The organism is Mucilaginibacter sp., assembly GCF_965225845.1.
Lineage (GTDB): Bacteria > Bacteroidota > Bacteroidia > Sphingobacteriales > Sphingobacteriaceae > Mucilaginibacter.
On sequence record NZ_CBDDBL010000002.1, the window covers coordinates 415,555 to 431,876 of the forward strand.

A 16,322-nucleotide genomic window follows, 5' to 3' on the forward strand; every position below is an offset into this window, starting at 1 on the left:
TGCCTAATTAACAACAATAAACGTTGTTAAATGGCTATATAATGACGTTAATAAACAAGCGTAAAAACAAAATTGTTCTAATATTGTAAATAAACTAATCACCCAAAAATCCATGAAAAAATTAATCCTAATTACCTTAATGGCCTGCTATGGTTTTGTAGCTTTAGGCCAAAGCAGCATGTCGTGCTGCAGCAAACCATCGGCAACTAAGCAATTTGCTATGCTGGCAAATGATAAACGGTTTGTAATGTCGCACCCGCAGCCTAAAAAAGCTATTCATTTTCAGAGTAGTATCGGCAAAGTCATAACTTATAGCACACCTGACGGAAAAACGGCTGACGCTTACGAGTTTAAAGCTAAAATACCAACAAACAACTACCTTTTGGTTGTGCATGAATTTTTTGGTTTGAATGATTTTGTTAAGCAGGAATCAGAAAAGATTTATAACGACCTGGGTAATGTTAACATCATTGACCTTGACCTGTACGATGGTAAAGTTACTGCCGACCGTACCGAAGCTGCCAAATTAATGCAGGCAGTTAAGGACGACAGGGCTATCGCGATCATTAAAGGTGCTATCGCTTATATTGGCCCTAAAGCGCATATAGCAACTTTAGGCTGGTGTTTTGGCGGTGGCTGGAGCTTGCAAACCAGCTTGTTAGCCGGTAACCAGGCAGTAGCCTGTGTGATGTTTTACGGCATGCCGGAGCAGGATGTAAACAAATTAAAAACATTACACACTGATGTATTGGGCAATTTCGGTAACCAGGATGCCTGGATCAACCCAAAGGTAGTAGCCAAATTTGCAGATGATATGAAGGCCGCGGGCAAAAAATTATACCTGCACCAGTACGATGCAGGCCATGGCTTTGCCAACCCAAGCAGCCCTAGTAGTAACCCTGCTGCCGCAGCTGATGCTTATAAAAACACGATTGCTTTCTACAAAGCCCGATTAAAATAGTTGGCTAATAGTTGGTGGTTCATAGCTCATGGCAGAAGTAATTTAGCTATGAACTATGAACCATTAACTTTTTGTAACATTGCAAAAAACTCAACCTCTTGTTAACCAAAGCTGCCAAAAAAATATTTTCCTTACTGATCAAGATCGGGATACTGGTTTTGGCTTTGGTTTATATCTATCACCAGTTTATTGAGAAAGGCGATAGCTTAAAACGCTTTCATGACCTGGTAAATAACATCAGCCATACCCGGGTTGTACTGGTAATGTCGTTTATTGTGCTGCTGATGCTGCTAAACTGGATCCTGGAATCTATCAAATGGAAATACCTGGTGAAACACGTTCAAAAGATCTCGGTTTGGCAATCCATTGAAGCTGTTTTTTGCGGTTTGACTTGGGCCATCTTCACCCCAAATCGTTTAGGTGAATATGCAGGTAGGGTGCTGTTTCTACCTGGTCGCAAGCGTATCCACGGTGTATTTGCCATGGCCGTCGGCGCATTCGGGCAAAGCGTGATCACTAATGTGTTAGGCGCCTCCGCGCTCATGTGGTATCTGTACACTTACATGCACCTGAATATTTATATCTACATCTGGATCTTTGTTTCGGCTATACTATTTATGGTGTTTTTCCTGGTGCTGTTTTTCCATATCCAATGGATAGTAAAGCTGCTGGATTATATCCCTTATGTAAAAAAATACCACCGCTTTTTTGATATTATGGGCCGCTATACCAAGCCCGAACTTTTTGAAATAATAGGATTTTGCATGGCACGCTTCGCGGTATTCTCGTTCCAATATTATCTCGTTATACACCTGCTGATACCCGAAATGCCGGTAGTGCAAATGATGCTGATGGTGCTCATCCTGTTCTTTGTGCAGTCGGCTTTACCATCGCTGGATCTGTTGGATGTTGGCGTGCGAAGCGCTACGGCGGGCGTCCTTTTCGCGCATATTACAACCAAATCCTTAGCTGTGGTAGCGGCAGTTTCATCAATTTGGCTTATTAATTTAATAATTCCCGCTATTTTAGGCTCCGTATTTGTTTTTAAACTGAAATTCTTTGATCGTAACGTATAGCATAATTGCATTATCGCTCACAGGTTTATACCTGTTGGTGCTTCTCTATCTCATAAAAGGCTGGTCGAACTTAAAACGGCCCAGGCTTGATGTTATCGACTTTAAAACCAAGGTAACCATACTCATTGCCGCACGAAACGAAGAGGAAAAGATTGCCCTTACCATCAACGATATTTTAGCGCAGGATTACCCCAAACATTTAACCGAGATCATCATTGTTGACGACCACTCTACCGACCGCACTGCGGAAATCATCAGCAGTTACGCACCACAAGGCGTAAGGCTTTTGCAGATGAACGAGGATAAACCGCTAAACTCCTATAAGAAAAAAGCCATTGCACAGGCAATAGGATTATCCAGCGGCGAACTGATGGTTGCTACCGATGCCGATTGCCGTATGGGGCCACAATGGTTATCATCTATCGTGAATTACTACGAAACCCGTAACCCGGTTATGATCTCATCCCCGGTTACCTACTTCGAGGAGAAGAGCTTGTTTGAGAACCTGCAGACCCTGGAGTTTGGCTACCTGGTAGCAATGGGCGCGTCTTTCATTGGGAATAACAAGGCATCTACCTGTAACGGGGCTAATTTTGCTTACCGTAAGGATGTGTTTTACGAAGTTGGTGGCTTTAAGGGTATAGATGAGTTAGCCTCCGGCGATGATGAACTCCTATTGCAAAAGGTAGCCGAAAAATATGCCGACCGCATTGCATTCCTCAAGCTGCGCGAAGCCATAGTTTATACTCACGCCAAGGAAAACCTGAAGGAGTTCCTGAACCAGCGACGACGCTGGGCCTCTAAGTCTACCAAGTATAAGGATAAGAAGATCGTAGCATTGGCAATAGGCATCTGGCTGTTCAATGTGCTGATACTGGTGAATGCGCTGTTAAGCTTTTTTGATGTCAGGTTCTTCTACCTGTTCCTCACTCAATATGGGTTGAAGTTTGTCTTTGAGGCGATATTCCTGCTGCCAGTAACCGTGTTCTTCAGGCGTAAAAATTTGATGTGGCTACTATTCCTGCTATCGCCCATACACATCGTTTACTTTGTTTATGTAGGTTTGATCGGCAATACCAAAAAGTATGTTTGGAAAGGCAGGACGGTTAGGTAAATCTACCGTACTGTATCACACAGCAGGTGAAACAATTGATACATTTGGAACACTTTTCGCCCCAAAAACGCCTTAAATGATCGTGAAAAAGCGGTTTTTACCTTATTTTTTGGTCGATTTTTGGAAGAAAAATTGCCATTTCCGCCCTGTAAATGCTTGAAAAAAGCTATTTTTTGATTGTTATTAGCCTGTTTTTGGCTAAAAAAACACAATTTTGTGCTTTTTTAAACATGGTAAAACACAACATAATCGTAATAGAGGCGCGGTGATGATAAACAAGCTAAAGCCTCTAGCTCTTGTCATTTCGACCGGGGGGAGAAATATTCTCGCAAAACATGGATGACTTTGCTAAATGCAGAAGATTTCTCCCGATGGTCGAAATAATAAGACGAGAATTTAGCACCTAATCAATATTATTACCGCACTAACCCAAAAATTTCATTCTCCAATCCCAACAAAATTTATGACATTAGTGATGTAATGCCCGATCTCACCCCGTCCCAACGTACCTGGAAAATATTTAAGCGCAACAAGGCTGCTATGGCGGGTTTGGTATTTATTGTTTTGATTACGCTGGTAGCAATATTGGGATACCTCATTATGCCGGATAGTACGCCCGATGCCAATAGCATGGCTATCCAGCTCAGCCTTAAAAAGCCGGGATCAAAATTTATGTTCCTGGCTATACGCAAGCAGGAACCGGTTGATACGGTAGGCATCTTTACCAAAATGCTGCACGGGCAGGCTGATTTTTACCGCGAAATTCCCATTACTCACTATTACTTTTATAAGGATTCTATTTATGCCGATAAATATGTTGGCGATGAGGACAAGCCGGAACGAAAAGCTTACAGTATTATTGAAGTTGCAACCGGGCAAAAGCAGTCATCTGCCCAAAAACAAAACCTGGAAGCTTTAAAGCAGCAGATCATCAGCCAGCAGATCATCCATAAAACTTTTTGGTTCGGCACGGATATTTACGGGCGCGATATGCTGAGCAGGCTGATGCTGGGTACCCGGGTGTCTTTATCCGTGGGGTTAATGTCGGTCATCATAAGTATGTTGTTGGGTGTGGTTATCGGCGCTATCGCGGGTTATTTTGGCGGCTGGCCGGATGCTGCTTTAAGCTGGTTGATGAACATCCTTTGGGCATTGCCCGCATTGCTGTTGGTTATTGCTATATCATTTGCTTTGGGTAAGGGTTTATGGGAAATTTTTGTAGCAGTCGGTTTATCCATGTGGGTTGAGGTAGCGCGGCTGGTCCGCGGGCAGGTTATGGCACTAAAGCAGGTGGAATATATCGAGGCGGCACGTTCCATGGGTTTCGGTAATACGCGCATTATCATCAAACACATTCTGCCTAATATTATCGGGCCGATATTGGTTTTAGCGGCGTCAAACTTTGCTACAGCCATTTTATTGGAGGCGGGCTTAAGCTTTTTGGGTTTCGGCGCTCAGCCGCCGACACCAACCTGGGGCAGCATGATCCGCGAAAATTATGGCTATATTGTGATGGATGCAGCCTATCTGGCCATAATGCCGGGCCTGGCAATTATGCTTTTGTATATTCTTTTAACTTGATAACCACAGGCTTGCGCGATGCTTTCGATATTAAATCTCAAAATGTTCGAATTTGAAATTTATTCTTTATTTTAGGCTGTCCTTACAAGTTATATGATTTTTAACCCCTGTTCTTATTCTGTGTTAAAACAAAAAAGCGATCCAAGGCTTTTATCCATAGAAGCCCACCCATTAACGCTATATTTGTCGTATATATTATTAACGGTGAGAGCAAGTAAAAAGTTGAACCTTATCTACACGGGCAGGTATGCAAAATATTGATAAGACAGGCGAGGATGAACTGATCAGGCTACTGCTTAAACGGCAGTCGGAGTTAAATTCCCTGCTCGAAGTTACCCGCGCCATCAATAAAAACATTGCCACACCGGTTTTAGTTCAAATGCTCGAAGTTATTTTGCAAAGCTATTTGCAGGTAGGTAAGTTCAGGTTTTTGATTGAGGACGATGAGAATTTCATTTGTATATCAAAATATGGCGGTACCATTGAGCCGGTTAGCGTACTGCACCGCATCTGTACCGATCTGAGCAAGTTTAAAGTAGCCACAGCGGTTGCCAATCATGCCGACCCGATATTAAACACTTACGATTACTTTATTCCCATTTATCATAAGAGCAAGGCGCTGGCCTATGCGTTCATAGGCGATTTTATCAGCTCGCCGGATATGTTGAATAATGATCTTAACTTTATTCAAACATTGATAAACGTGGTGCTGGTTGCGCTGGAGAATAAACGCTTATTCAGGGAACGTTTACAAACAGAACGTTTTGAGCGCGAAATGGAGCTTGCCGTAGAGGTGCAGAATATGCTGGTACCCATTCGCATACACAAGGACGAGGGTGTTGAAATAGATGCGCGTTACCTGCCTCACCAAAATATTGGCGGTGATTATTTCGATTTTATCCGTTTGAACGATGATGAGTTTATCTGGTGTATTGCCGATGTATCGGGTAAGGGAATTTCGGCAGCGTTGCTGATGGCTAACTTCCAGGCCAGCTTGCATGCCTGGGCCACGGTGGAAAGTGACCTGACCAATATTATGGAACGCCTGAACAAGATTGTTTTAAACAATACCAAAGGCGAACGTTTTATCACGCTGTTCCTGGCAAAATACAACCAAAAAACCCGGTTGCTCAATTATATTAACGCCGGGCACAATCCCGCTGTTTTATACTCAAATGGCGAAGCGGTGCTGCTAAAATTAGGTACTACCATGATAGGGGCTTTTGAAGAATTGCCATTTATTAACGAAGGTGAGATAGATGTTGACCCCGGCAGCCTGATATTTAATTATACCGATGGTTTGATGGACTATGAGTCGCAGGGCACCAAAAGCTGGAATGAGGATAAACTCATGAAGTTTATAGTTCAAAATGGCGAAAGCTCACCGGATAATTTTAACCAAACGCTGCTTGATCATGTTGCGCACCTAACTAAAGGCAAAGCAATAGATGATATTACGCTGATGACATTAAGGATATTTTAGGGGAACTAATCATTACCACATGATCGCCATGTTATTGCGATCATGGCCTAATAGAAGTCCTGTGCTGCGAAGTAAACTTGTAGCCAATGCCAACAAAATGTCAGGCTGAATTTATTTCAGCACCCCGCGCCGGCACAAATAGCCCTAATGATCAATAAATTGGTTGAACTTTTTTCAGTATGTCATGAGGATAACCCAGTGTTACCTCGCTAACTTTATCTAAGCGTATTATTTGGTCTAAAGCCAATTGAATATCAAGGGAAGCTAAACTATCCTCAAGATGAGCAAGTGTACGCACGCCTATTATAGGAAATGCCTTTTTGGTGAGCGCCCAGGCCAATGCCACCTTTCCAGGAGTCGCTTCCACCTCGTTAGCAATAATCTCTAATTCATCTATAATGGCTTTAGTGGCTGCATCTTCCCGGTAACCTTCCGGCGCCGACGTTGTTAACCGGCCTGATGAACCTTTGCGATATTTGCCTGTCAGTAGGCCCCCGGCTAATGGCGAGTACAACATGGTACCCAAACCGAAGTGCCCTGCCATAGCAATTAACTCACGGTCAGCTGTTCGCTGCGCCAGGCTATATTCAATTTGTAACGCAGATAGAGGGGTGCTACTGGCTATTACCGCCACCTTCCATGCCGGAAAGTTTGCCAAACCCGCATATAATATTTTTCCTGCTTTAACCAGGTCTTCCAATCCCCGTGCAATTTCGTCAGGTGGGGTTATGCCGTCATCAAAATGGGGCATGTAAATATCTATGTAATCTGTTTTCAGCCGTTTTAAACTTTCTTCAACCGCTTGTTGCATCGCTTTGCGATGGTTACCCGAATTGGCAGGCATCGGGCTCGCTTCGCTGCTGCGGGTGTATTTGGTGCAAATAATAAAATTATTTCGCTGTGGTGCAATAAATGCACCCACAATTTCCTCTGCTTCACCAAGTTGGTATTGGTCCGCAATATCAATAAAATTACCACCTGCATCAGTGTATGCTGCCAGTATCTTTGGGATTTCCTCAGCCGACGCCCCGTAACCCCGGCGCCCGCCCAAACTTGCTGCCCCTAATATCAGTTCGCTTGCGGGCAAACCGGTATGCGTTCCGAACAATTTATTTTTCATACGTTCAAATCTCGCCTCATAGTATTATAAAGTCAAGTAAGGCTAAATTCAACCGTATCGGATAAGACACTCCGATGACCTATATTTGTATAATGTACGAAAGAAAATTGTCCGTTAAATTGGAATGTGGCCTTCATCTTTTCATGGAAGTGATGAACGGGAAATGGAAGATCAACCTGATTTGGTGCATTTATAGCGGCATCAAAAGGCCGGGTGAATTGCATCGGCAAATGCCTAAAGCATCGCGGCGGTTATTAGATACCCAACTGAAACAGCTTACTGACCAGGGTATAATCACAAAAACAGTATTTGATCAACTGCCCCTAAAGGCGGAATATGAACTCACTCCACTTGGCCAAACATTGATACCCGTTATTGAAGTTACGGCGCGATGGGGCGAAACGCACAGGAGTATATTGGAGCCTTTGTTTCAACCAAAACGCAGCATAGTAGGATGAGTTTTTTCCCCACATCTTTTCCACACCCTAAAATCCGCCACAAAAAATTCAGATATTTGAATAAATGTTATTAGCCCGTTACCAATTTGATTTGCTTGAAGCCGGATGCGACGAGGCTGGTCGCGGGTGTTTGGCCGGGCCGGTGTTTGCCGCCGCGGTGATCCTTCCGCCAAATTTCAAGCATAAAATACTAAACGATTCCAAGCAAATAACCGAGGACGTTCGTTATAAGCTCCGCAGGGAGATCGAGAAAAAAGCTATTGCCTTTGCCGTGGCCTCGGTTGATAATGAAGAGATCGACCAGATCAATATTTTGAATGCCTCCTTTTTAGCCATGCATCGCGCTATAGACAAGCTGCACTTAAAGCCCCAATTTTTAATAATCGATGGTAACCGCTTTAATAAATACCAGGAAACCCCGCACCATTGTATTATTGAAGGCGATGCCAAGTATTTCAGTATAGCTGCGGCTTCTATTTTAGCCAAAACTTACCGGGACGATTACATGAAGCAAATTGCCGAAGAGCACCCGGAGTATAACTGGCACACCAATAAAGGTTATCCTACCATAAAACACCGTAACACAGTACTGGAATTGGGTTTTACACCTTACCACCGCCGTACATTTACGGTAACCAAACCCCAATTAAGTATTTTTCCGGAGGCGCTTTGATATCGTATTTACAGATTGTATTTTTGGTGAAAACCGCTCCCTTTTGAAGATACTCATTTTAGCACACCGTGTCCCGTTTCCGCAAAATGGAGGATATCCCATCGTGGTATATAATGCCGTTAAGGGCCTTGTTAACCTGGGCCATCAGGTATCGTTAGTGGCGCTAAATTCTAAAAAGAAATATCAAGACCTGCCCGAGGATGACATCCTGAGCAAAATAAATTATCGCCCCTATGACATTGACACCAGCGTATCGGTATTTGATGTGGCAGTAAACCTGTTCAGTAAAACATCCTTTAATATTGATAAATATTATGACAGTGAGTTTGAGCGCCTGCTCGTGCGCGAGGTGCGTCAGAATAATTATGATATTATTCAGTTTGATGGCTTGATCGTATCGTTATATCTGAACGCAGTGCGCAAAAATTGCAGCTCGAAAATTGTTTATCGCGCACACAACATTGAAAACCAGGTTTGGCAACGTTTGGCCGGACAAAAAAACGACCCGTTTAAAAAATCGTACCTAAAAATGCATGCCCGCCGCATCAAAAATTTCGAGGTGGAGCAATTGAATAAGGTAGATTCCATCATCGTGTTCACCGAGCAGGACAAGGCGACTATGCAGTCCTACGGCACCACAACACCTATTGATGTGCTGCCGGTTGGTGTCAACCTGGAGCAATACAAACCCGACTACACCAAAACCGAGGTGCCGAGCCTCTTCTTTTTAGGATCGCTCGACTGGCTGCCGAACCGGGAGGGCATCGAATGGTTCCTGGATAATTTCCATAAAGAACTTACCGATGGCGACCTGCCTGTTAAATTTTACGTAGCCGGTAACGATATCCCGGAACGCTTTGATGATTACGAAGTAATGGGTAAGATCTTTATCCCCGGCGAGGTTGATGATGCGCTGGAGTTTGTGAACAGTAAGTCGATTATGATCGTCCCGCTGCTATCAAGCGGCGGCGTAAGGGTGAAGATAGTGGAAGGTATGGCGATGGAGAAATGCATTATTTCAACATCGCTTGGTGCCGAGGGCATCAATTTTACTGATGGTAAAAACATACTGATAGCTAATAATGCCGACGAATTTTACGATGCCATAAAACATTGCATTACCGATGAGGAGTTTTGCCGTAACATAGGCTTAAACGCCCGTGAACTGATAGAACAGCAGCACGATATAAACGTAGTTACCCGCCAGCTTTTTAATGTATATGAGCAACTACTGTCCGTTAATGTAAGCTAAAAATTATTACTTTTGCGGCAGACTGACCCGCTTATGAAAAATACCGCATTAACTGAAACCCACATAAAATTAGGCGCTAAAATTGTACCCTTTGCGGGCTACAATATGCCTGTACAATACGCCGGAATTAACGCAGAACACGAAACCGTACGCAAAGCCGTTGGTGTTTTTGATGTGAGCCATATGGGCGAGTTCATCCTGAAAGGCGAGCATGCCATCGACCTGATACAAAAAGTAAGCAGTAACGATGCTACCAAGCTTTATGACGGCAAGGTACAATACTCCTGCCTGCCAAACGAGAATGGTGGTATTGTAGACGATTTATTGGTTTACCGTATCGACGATAAAACCTATATGCTGGTAGTTAATGCATCCAACATCGACAAGGATTGGGACTGGATCAGCAAATACAATACCTGGGGCGTGGATATGAAAAACATATCCGACAGAACCTCGCTTTTAGCCATCCAGGGCCCTAAAGCTGCTGAAGCTTTACAAAGTTTGACCAATATCGACCTGCCATCAATGGAATACTATACCTTTAAAAAAGGAACTTTTGCAGGTATTGATAACGTGATCGTATCGGCAACGGGGTATACCGGTGCAGGTGGTTTCGAGGTTTATTTTGATAATGAGCATGCAGACCATATCTGGGATGCTATCTTCAAAGCGGGCGAACCATTCGGCATTAAGCCAATTGGCTTAGGCGCACGCGATACCTTACGTTTAGAAATGGGTTTCTGCCTGTATGGTAATGATATTGACGATAGCACATCGCCATTGGAAGCAGGTTTGGGCTGGGTAACCAAATTCACTAAAGATTTTGTTAATGCTGATGCCTTACAAGCGCAAAAGCAACAGGGCATAACCAAAAAATTGATTGGTTTTGAAATGATAGACCGCGGAATCCCACGCCACGATTATCCAATTGTTGATGCCGAAGGCAATACCATTGGCAAAGTAACATCGGGCACACAATCACCATCGCTGCAAAAAGCTATAGGTATGGGTTATGTGAACAATGAGTTCGCCAAAGAAGGATCCGAAATATTCATCAGCATACGCGACAATAAAGTAAAGGCAAAAGTTGTTAAACCGCCGTTTTATAAATAGTCAATGGGCATTAGTCACTGGTCATTAATAATAATGGCGAATGATTAATGCCTAATGATAAATGAACTAATGACTAATGACCAATGAACTAAATGTTTGCCTTACCCCCGCGCTAATCCCGCTTTTTAATGTAGAGGATTATGTGGTTGTGATCATCGATATTTTCAGGGCCACATCCTCCATCTGCTATGGAATCGAAAACGGTGCCGAAGCCATCATCCCGGTATCCGAAGTGGAAGAATGCCTCGCGTACCAGGATAAATTCGCACATTACCTGCTAGCTGCAGAACGTAACGGCGAGGTTGTGTCCGGCTTCGACTTTGGAAACTCGCCATTTTCGTATACAAAAGAAAAAGTCGCTGGTAAAACCATCGTGCTGACCACAACCAATGGTACGCATGCATTACAACGCTCCATCCAGGCAAAAAAGATCATTATCGGTTCGTTTTTAAATCTTACCTCAGTTTGTAACTGGCTGAAAACGCAGGATAACAACGTGCTACTGGTTTGTGCCGGTTGGAAAAACAACTTTAATTTAGAAGATACTCTGTTTGCCGGGGCAGTAGTTGAACAGCTAAAAACTACTGGTTTTATTTTGGATGATCCCGCTATTGCCGCAAATGACCTTTTCCAGATCGGTAAAAACGACATTTCCGCCTATCTCAAAAAAACATCCCACAGCGAAAGGCTCAAAGCATTAGGAATTGAGGCTGATATTGAGTTTTGTTTGCAAGTTGATCTGACTACGGCTATTCCGATTTTGGAGGGGGAGAAGTTGATCAAGCTGATATAGCAGATTTTTTATTGCAGCTTTTGGTCGAAATTTTCACCACACCAGTTTTAAGACTATAATGTCTACGCAGGGTCTCTTGCAAAGGACCCTGCATACGCCAAACAGTCAATGAACGCAGGGTCCTCTGCGAGAGACCCTGCGGAAACCAAAAAGTACAAATCTCAGCCTCTATCTCCCGTTCATTTTATCTAAAATAAAAAACAGTAAATGGTAAACGAAATACTCCATACAAATAGACAATAGTATAATTCCAATAAGAACCGATGTAACAAATAGCAAAGGTACTTTTACAAGTAATCCGCTAAAAAATATCAGGCAAAAACCGATAACAAAAAAAATAGCAACTTTGCCATTTGTAACTTTGATGTTCGTTTTGGTTTATTTATGGATAGGCAATATAAAACATTTTTCAAGACGAAAGAAGTGTCCGCCTTCGGTAATGAACGGGACAAAATATTCATGATACCATAAATACCTTTTGAAAACATTACATTTACCCTTGTGAGCATAACCAAAGAGCATAAACGCCTTGACAGCATATTTGATACTTACCGGGCCTGGATCGAGTCCATTCCCAATGATCAGTTCGACCAAACGCCACCGCATGGTGGCTGGAGCTATGCCGAAGTTTACTCGCACATTTTGCAGGCCACCATGGCATCAACCATAGCACTGGAGCGCTGCACGCATCAATCAGACAAACCTAACAACGGCAAGGCTAACTGGATCGGCAAACTGGTTTTGTTGTTCGCCAGGTTCCCGCCGGGAAAAATAAAACAGCCGTCTTCTGTAAGCGAAAAAATGCCGGCTTTAAAGATCAGCAAAGAAGAAGCCCGTAACCTCATCATCAAATGCCGAAAACGCATAGATGAAATGGTGCCGCTTACCAGCGAAAAAGTAGCCATTCGCCGGGTTAAGCATCCGCGGTTGGGAATGTTTACCGCGGCTCAATGGTTTAAATTTATCCGCATACATTTGGCCCATCATATTAAGCAACTTAGCCGTATAAAAAAAGATTTTACAAGCAGCTAAACCACTGAGAATTAATGCAGTCTTAACATTAAAGTAATTTATCTGTCTTACCTTTGACAAACGCTTTAGTGATGGATTTCGAATATTCTTACATGCTTGTTGTAGTGATGCTGGTTGTAATAGCAGTGTTCTACTTCAGCCCTTACGAACTAAGAGTTAGTGAAGAGGACAACGAATAACGGTTGGCCTAACTCACCAAAAATCAATAACCAGTATTCATTACCGGCAGGAATTTTAACCCCCAAACTTTCATGGCAAAACGCGAGGTAGATATCGTAGTGATATCAGATGTGCATTTGGGTACCTATGGGTGCCACGCAAAGGAATTATTAAAGTATTTAAAAAGCATCAAACCAAAAATGCTGATACTGAACGGCGATATCATCGATATCTGGCAGTTCAGTAAATCATACTGGCCCGAGGCACACATGAAAGTAATTCGCCGCATTTTAAAGTTTGTTACTGAGGGCATACCGGTGTATTATTTAACCGGTAACCATGATGAAATGCTGCGCAAGTTTGCCGATTTCAATATGGGCTCGTTCCAACTGATGAACAAGGTTGTGTTAAACATCGATGGAAAAAAAGCCTGGATCTTCCACGGGGATATATTTGATGTTACCATGCAGCACTCCAAATGGCTGGCAAAGATGGGTGCGGTTGGCTATGATACCCTGATATGGCTAAACAGCGTTACCAACTGGTGTTTAAACGCCATGGGCCGCGAGAAAATGAGCTTCTCCAAAAAAGTAAAAGCCAGGTTTAAGGATGCGGTAAAGTTTATTAACCAGTTTGAGCAAACCGCGGCTGATCTGGCAGTAGATAAAAATTACCAATACGTAATTTGCGGGCACATTCACCAGGCCGAGATCAGGAAAATAGAATCAACCGAAAAAACCGGCAGCGTAATCTATTTAAATTCGGGCGACTGGGTAGAGAGTTTATCGGCGTTAGAATACAACGATAAGCAGTGGACCATTTTCCATTATAAACCGGAGGATTTCATCAAAGATTCTGACGAAGAGGATAAAACCGATGCCGAGGATCTGGATGCTAAATTGGATGTGAAAAGTTTATTGGAAAGGTTTAGGCAGGAGCCGGCATAAATATTTCACAACTATAAGTAGGTGTAAATCTATATCATTTGGCTAAAGTCAGTGAGAAGTATTGTTATTATCTCCGTCAGCCAATGCAGATTGCAATAATTCCAACTTATCATTGCCGTTGACTTCAGCCAGCATATAAGCAACAGCTAATTTGGGCTTTAGCCTAAAATTCAGTGATAATTCAATTTACAAACGTTGAATTTACTCATGCCATTTTTTGTTGCTAACTTGAGCACGCATTTATCAGCATGAAAATACTTTACGCCATACAAGGTACAGGCAACGGCCACATTAGCCGCGCACGCGAAATTGTGCCGCTTTTGCAGCAGTACGGCGAGCTTGACCTGCTGGTGAGCGGTACCCAGGCCGAAGTGACTTTGGCGCAACCGCTTAAATACAAATTTCATGGTTTTAGCTTTGTTTTTGGCACCAAGGGCGGGGTTGACAACTGGGCAACCTTTAAAATCATGAACCTGCCTCAGTTATGGCGCGATATGCACAGCCTGCCGCTTAAAGATTACGACCTGATCATCAACGATTTTGAACCGGTGAGTGCCTGGGCTTGCAAGCTGCAAAAGATCCCATCGGTATCGTTGAGTCACCAGTGTTCATTTATTTCGCCTAATACCCCACGGCCGCAGAAATGGAATTACGCCGAGTGGCTGTTTAAATATTATTCGCCCACAACTTACCATGTAGGTTTTCATTTTGAGCGCTATGCCGATTTTATACATACGCCGGTTATCCGCAGCGAGATTCGCAATATGGAAATATCCGATAAAGGGCATTACACTGTTTACCTGCCTGCTTATGATGATAAAATGCTGTTGAGCTATTTAAGTAAAACCGATGTGGAATGGCATATCTTCTCCAAAAGACAAAAAGAGGTAATGCGAATTGGCAACGTGCAGATCTATCCTGTAAGTAACGAGAAATTTAATAAAAGTATGGCAAGTTGTAAGGGTTTACTTACGGGCGGCGGTTTTGAAGGCCCAGCCGAAGCCCTGTTCCTGCAAAAAAAGGTTTTGATGATCCCGATGACCGGCCAGTACGAACAACGCTGCAACGCGTTATCTGCGTCAAAACTGGGTGTACCGGTCGTTAACGAGATCGATGGGCATTTTAACGGTCATTTAACCAGTTGGTTGAATGACGATAAAAAAATACAGGTGAACTTCCCAAATGAAACAGCCCAAATTGTAGACGACATGGTGAAGAAGTATGCAAGATAATCTACATAAAAATTGTTATTTAAGGTATAATGAATATTATAAGATCTTTAGGCGTATTCATTTTAGCGGGCATTTGCGAAATTGGCGGCGGATATTTGATCTGGCTGTGGCTGAAATCTGATAAACCACTTTGGTACGGGATATTTGGCGGTGCAATACTTGTTGGCTATGGTATTATTGCCACCTGGCAAACTGCAGGCTTTGGCAGGGTGTATGCCACCTATGGCGGTATATTTATTGTGATGGCATTGATATGGGCCTGGAAAGTTGACGGTTTTAAACCCGACCGCTGGGATATGATAGGCGCGGCGATAGCTTTAATTGGCGTTTGTGTGATCATGTACATGCCCCGGCGATAGTGGCATATTTTACCACTGCCATTAAACTAAATGCTAATGCATTTTAGCATCAGCAGTTTTTCTGTTAATATTGCCGCTTCAAACAAATTCACTGATGATCAAAATATTCAGGTCGTTTAACCCGCTTAATGCTGTATGGCTTGCCATTGTGCTTGTTGTGTTGCGGTTGGGTTATGTATACAGCGCACCTGCCGGTATTGAGTTCACTTTTGTGGAAACCTTTGCCCGTACCCTGGTACCATTATCTTATGAACATTTCTTTTCGCCGGCTGAAAATATTGGCATAGCCGCCGTGTTGGTATTAATACAGGCATTATTGCTAAATTTACTTGTAAACCGCTATAATTTATTAAGCAGGTCCACATTTTTACCGGCACTTATGTATGTGACTGTTTCGGGGTTGTTTACGCCATTCCTGGGTTTAAGTCCACCGCTGATCTGTAATTTCCTGGTGATATGGATGCTGTTCAAGCTGTTTGAGCTTTACAAAGGCGATGGCGCATTATCTACAACTTATGATCTGGGGATGATCGTTGCTATTGGTACGCTGATCTATTTTCCGTTCATCTTTTTGTTTTTAGCCATCTGGATAGCGCTTATCATCTTTAGGCCGTTTAACTGGCGCGAGTGGATAGCGGGCATCATTGGTTATGCTACCGTGTTTTTCTTTTTGGCGGTATTCTACTATCTGCATAATCAGTTCGATCAGTTCTTTAATATATGGTTACCACTTGGTACCAAGTTTCCTGATAAGATCAATATTACCAATTATTACAACTACCTGGTCCTTATCCCGGTGATACTGATACTGGCTTTATGCTTTATTAAACTGCGGCAAAACTTTTTTAAAAGTTATGTGCAGGTGCGTAATCATTCCAGTTGTTGTTTTTTATTTTTTTGGTGGGTCTGCTATCTTTTTATGTGCGGGCGCAGTTTAATTTAAATCACTTTTTGTTGTGCTGCATACCT

General features: G+C 42.9%; 17 protein-coding genes. 16 read left to right on the forward strand and 1 reads right to left on the reverse strand.

Annotation, left to right across the window (positions count from 1 at the left end; genetic code table 11):
• Positions 1-112 precede the first annotated feature (112 nt).
• From ACYZ0U_RS05695 to ACYZ0U_RS05715, 5 genes are all read left to right on the forward strand, one after another.
• On the forward strand, positions 113-961 hold the full coding sequence (locus tag ACYZ0U_RS05695; protein WP_461450736.1) for a dienelactone hydrolase family protein: 849 nt from the start codon (positions 113-115) through the stop codon (positions 959-961).
• Positions 962-1,059: 98 nt separating this feature from the next.
• Positions 1,060-2,037, forward strand: coding sequence for a hypothetical protein (locus ACYZ0U_RS05700; RefSeq protein WP_461450738.1), 978 nt, complete (start codon positions 1,060-1,062; stop codon positions 2,035-2,037).
• Entirely contained in the window at positions 2,021-3,151 is a 1,131-nt protein-coding gene (locus tag ACYZ0U_RS05705; RefSeq protein WP_461450740.1) for a glycosyltransferase family 2 protein, read from the forward strand. The genes ACYZ0U_RS05700 and ACYZ0U_RS05705 overlap by 17 nt, the downstream gene beginning before the upstream one ends.
• A gap of 480 nt (positions 3,152-3,631) precedes the next feature.
• Positions 3,632-4,732 carry an ABC transporter permease gene (locus ACYZ0U_RS05710; protein WP_461450742.1) on the forward strand — a complete coding sequence of 367 codons (1,101 nt, stop codon included), beginning with the start codon at positions 3,632-3,634 and terminating at the stop codon, positions 4,730-4,732.
• 247 nt (positions 4,733-4,979) lie between these two features.
• Complete coding sequence (locus tag ACYZ0U_RS05715; RefSeq protein WP_461450744.1) at positions 4,980-6,215, forward strand: PP2C family protein-serine/threonine phosphatase; 1,236 nt, start codon at positions 4,980-4,982, stop codon at positions 6,213-6,215.
• A 151-nt stretch (positions 6,216-6,366) separates the two neighbouring features.
• Here ACYZ0U_RS05715 and ACYZ0U_RS05720 read toward each other — a convergent pair whose 3' ends face one another.
• On the reverse strand, positions 6,367-7,335 hold the full coding sequence (locus ACYZ0U_RS05720; protein ID WP_461450746.1) for an aldo/keto reductase: 969 nt from the start codon (positions 7,333-7,335) through the stop codon (positions 6,367-6,369).
• A 92-nt stretch (positions 7,336-7,427) separates the two neighbouring features.
• Between ACYZ0U_RS05720 and ACYZ0U_RS05725 the strand changes: the two genes are divergently transcribed.
• The 11 genes from ACYZ0U_RS05725 (at position 7,428) to ACYZ0U_RS05775 (ending at position 16,296) form a co-directional block, all read left to right on the forward strand.
• Positions 7,428-7,793, forward strand: coding sequence for a winged helix-turn-helix transcriptional regulator (locus tag ACYZ0U_RS05725; protein ID WP_461450748.1), 366 nt, complete (start codon positions 7,428-7,430; stop codon positions 7,791-7,793).
• Positions 7,794-7,857: 64 nt separating this feature from the next.
• The gene (locus tag ACYZ0U_RS05730; protein WP_461450750.1) at positions 7,858-8,466 is read left to right on the forward strand and encodes a ribonuclease HII; all 609 of its coding nucleotides are present in this window, start codon (positions 7,858-7,860) and stop codon (positions 8,464-8,466) included.
• A 43-nt stretch (positions 8,467-8,509) separates the two neighbouring features.
• The gene (locus tag ACYZ0U_RS05735; protein ID WP_461450752.1) at positions 8,510-9,718 is read left to right on the forward strand and encodes a glycosyltransferase family 4 protein; all 1,209 of its coding nucleotides are present in this window, start codon (positions 8,510-8,512) and stop codon (positions 9,716-9,718) included.
• 33 nt (positions 9,719-9,751) lie between these two features.
• Positions 9,752-10,831: a glycine cleavage system aminomethyltransferase GcvT gene (gene gcvT, locus ACYZ0U_RS05740; protein WP_461450754.1), complete on the forward strand. Its 1,080-nt coding sequence runs from the start codon at positions 9,752-9,754 to the stop codon at positions 10,829-10,831.
• A gap of 76 nt (positions 10,832-10,907) precedes the next feature.
• On the forward strand, positions 10,908-11,624 hold the full coding sequence (locus ACYZ0U_RS05745) for a 2-phosphosulfolactate phosphatase (protein WP_461450756.1): 717 nt from the start codon (positions 10,908-10,910) through the stop codon (positions 11,622-11,624).
• A 501-nt stretch (positions 11,625-12,125) separates the two neighbouring features.
• Positions 12,126-12,656, forward strand: coding sequence for a DinB family protein (locus ACYZ0U_RS05750; protein WP_461450758.1), 531 nt, complete (start codon positions 12,126-12,128; stop codon positions 12,654-12,656).
• A gap of 53 nt (positions 12,657-12,709) precedes the next feature.
• Entirely contained in the window at positions 12,710-12,835 is a 126-nt protein-coding gene (locus tag ACYZ0U_RS05755) for a hypothetical protein (protein WP_461450760.1), read from the forward strand.
• Between the two features lie 72 nt (positions 12,836-12,907).
• On the forward strand, positions 12,908-13,762 hold the full coding sequence (locus ACYZ0U_RS05760; protein WP_461450762.1) for a UDP-2,3-diacylglucosamine diphosphatase: 855 nt from the start codon (positions 12,908-12,910) through the stop codon (positions 13,760-13,762).
• A 248-nt stretch (positions 13,763-14,010) separates the two neighbouring features.
• Positions 14,011-14,994 (forward strand): glycosyltransferase family protein, encoded by a 984-nt coding sequence (locus ACYZ0U_RS05765; protein WP_461450764.1) that lies wholly within the window; start codon positions 14,011-14,013, stop codon positions 14,992-14,994.
• Positions 14,995-15,023: 29 nt separating this feature from the next.
• Entirely contained in the window at positions 15,024-15,353 is a 330-nt protein-coding gene (locus ACYZ0U_RS05770; RefSeq protein WP_461450766.1) for a YnfA family protein, read from the forward strand.
• 94 nt (positions 15,354-15,447) lie between these two features.
• Positions 15,448-16,296, forward strand: coding sequence for a DUF6427 family protein (locus ACYZ0U_RS05775; RefSeq protein WP_461450769.1), 849 nt, complete (start codon positions 15,448-15,450; stop codon positions 16,294-16,296).
• The last annotated feature ends 26 nt before the right edge of the window (positions 16,297-16,322 follow it).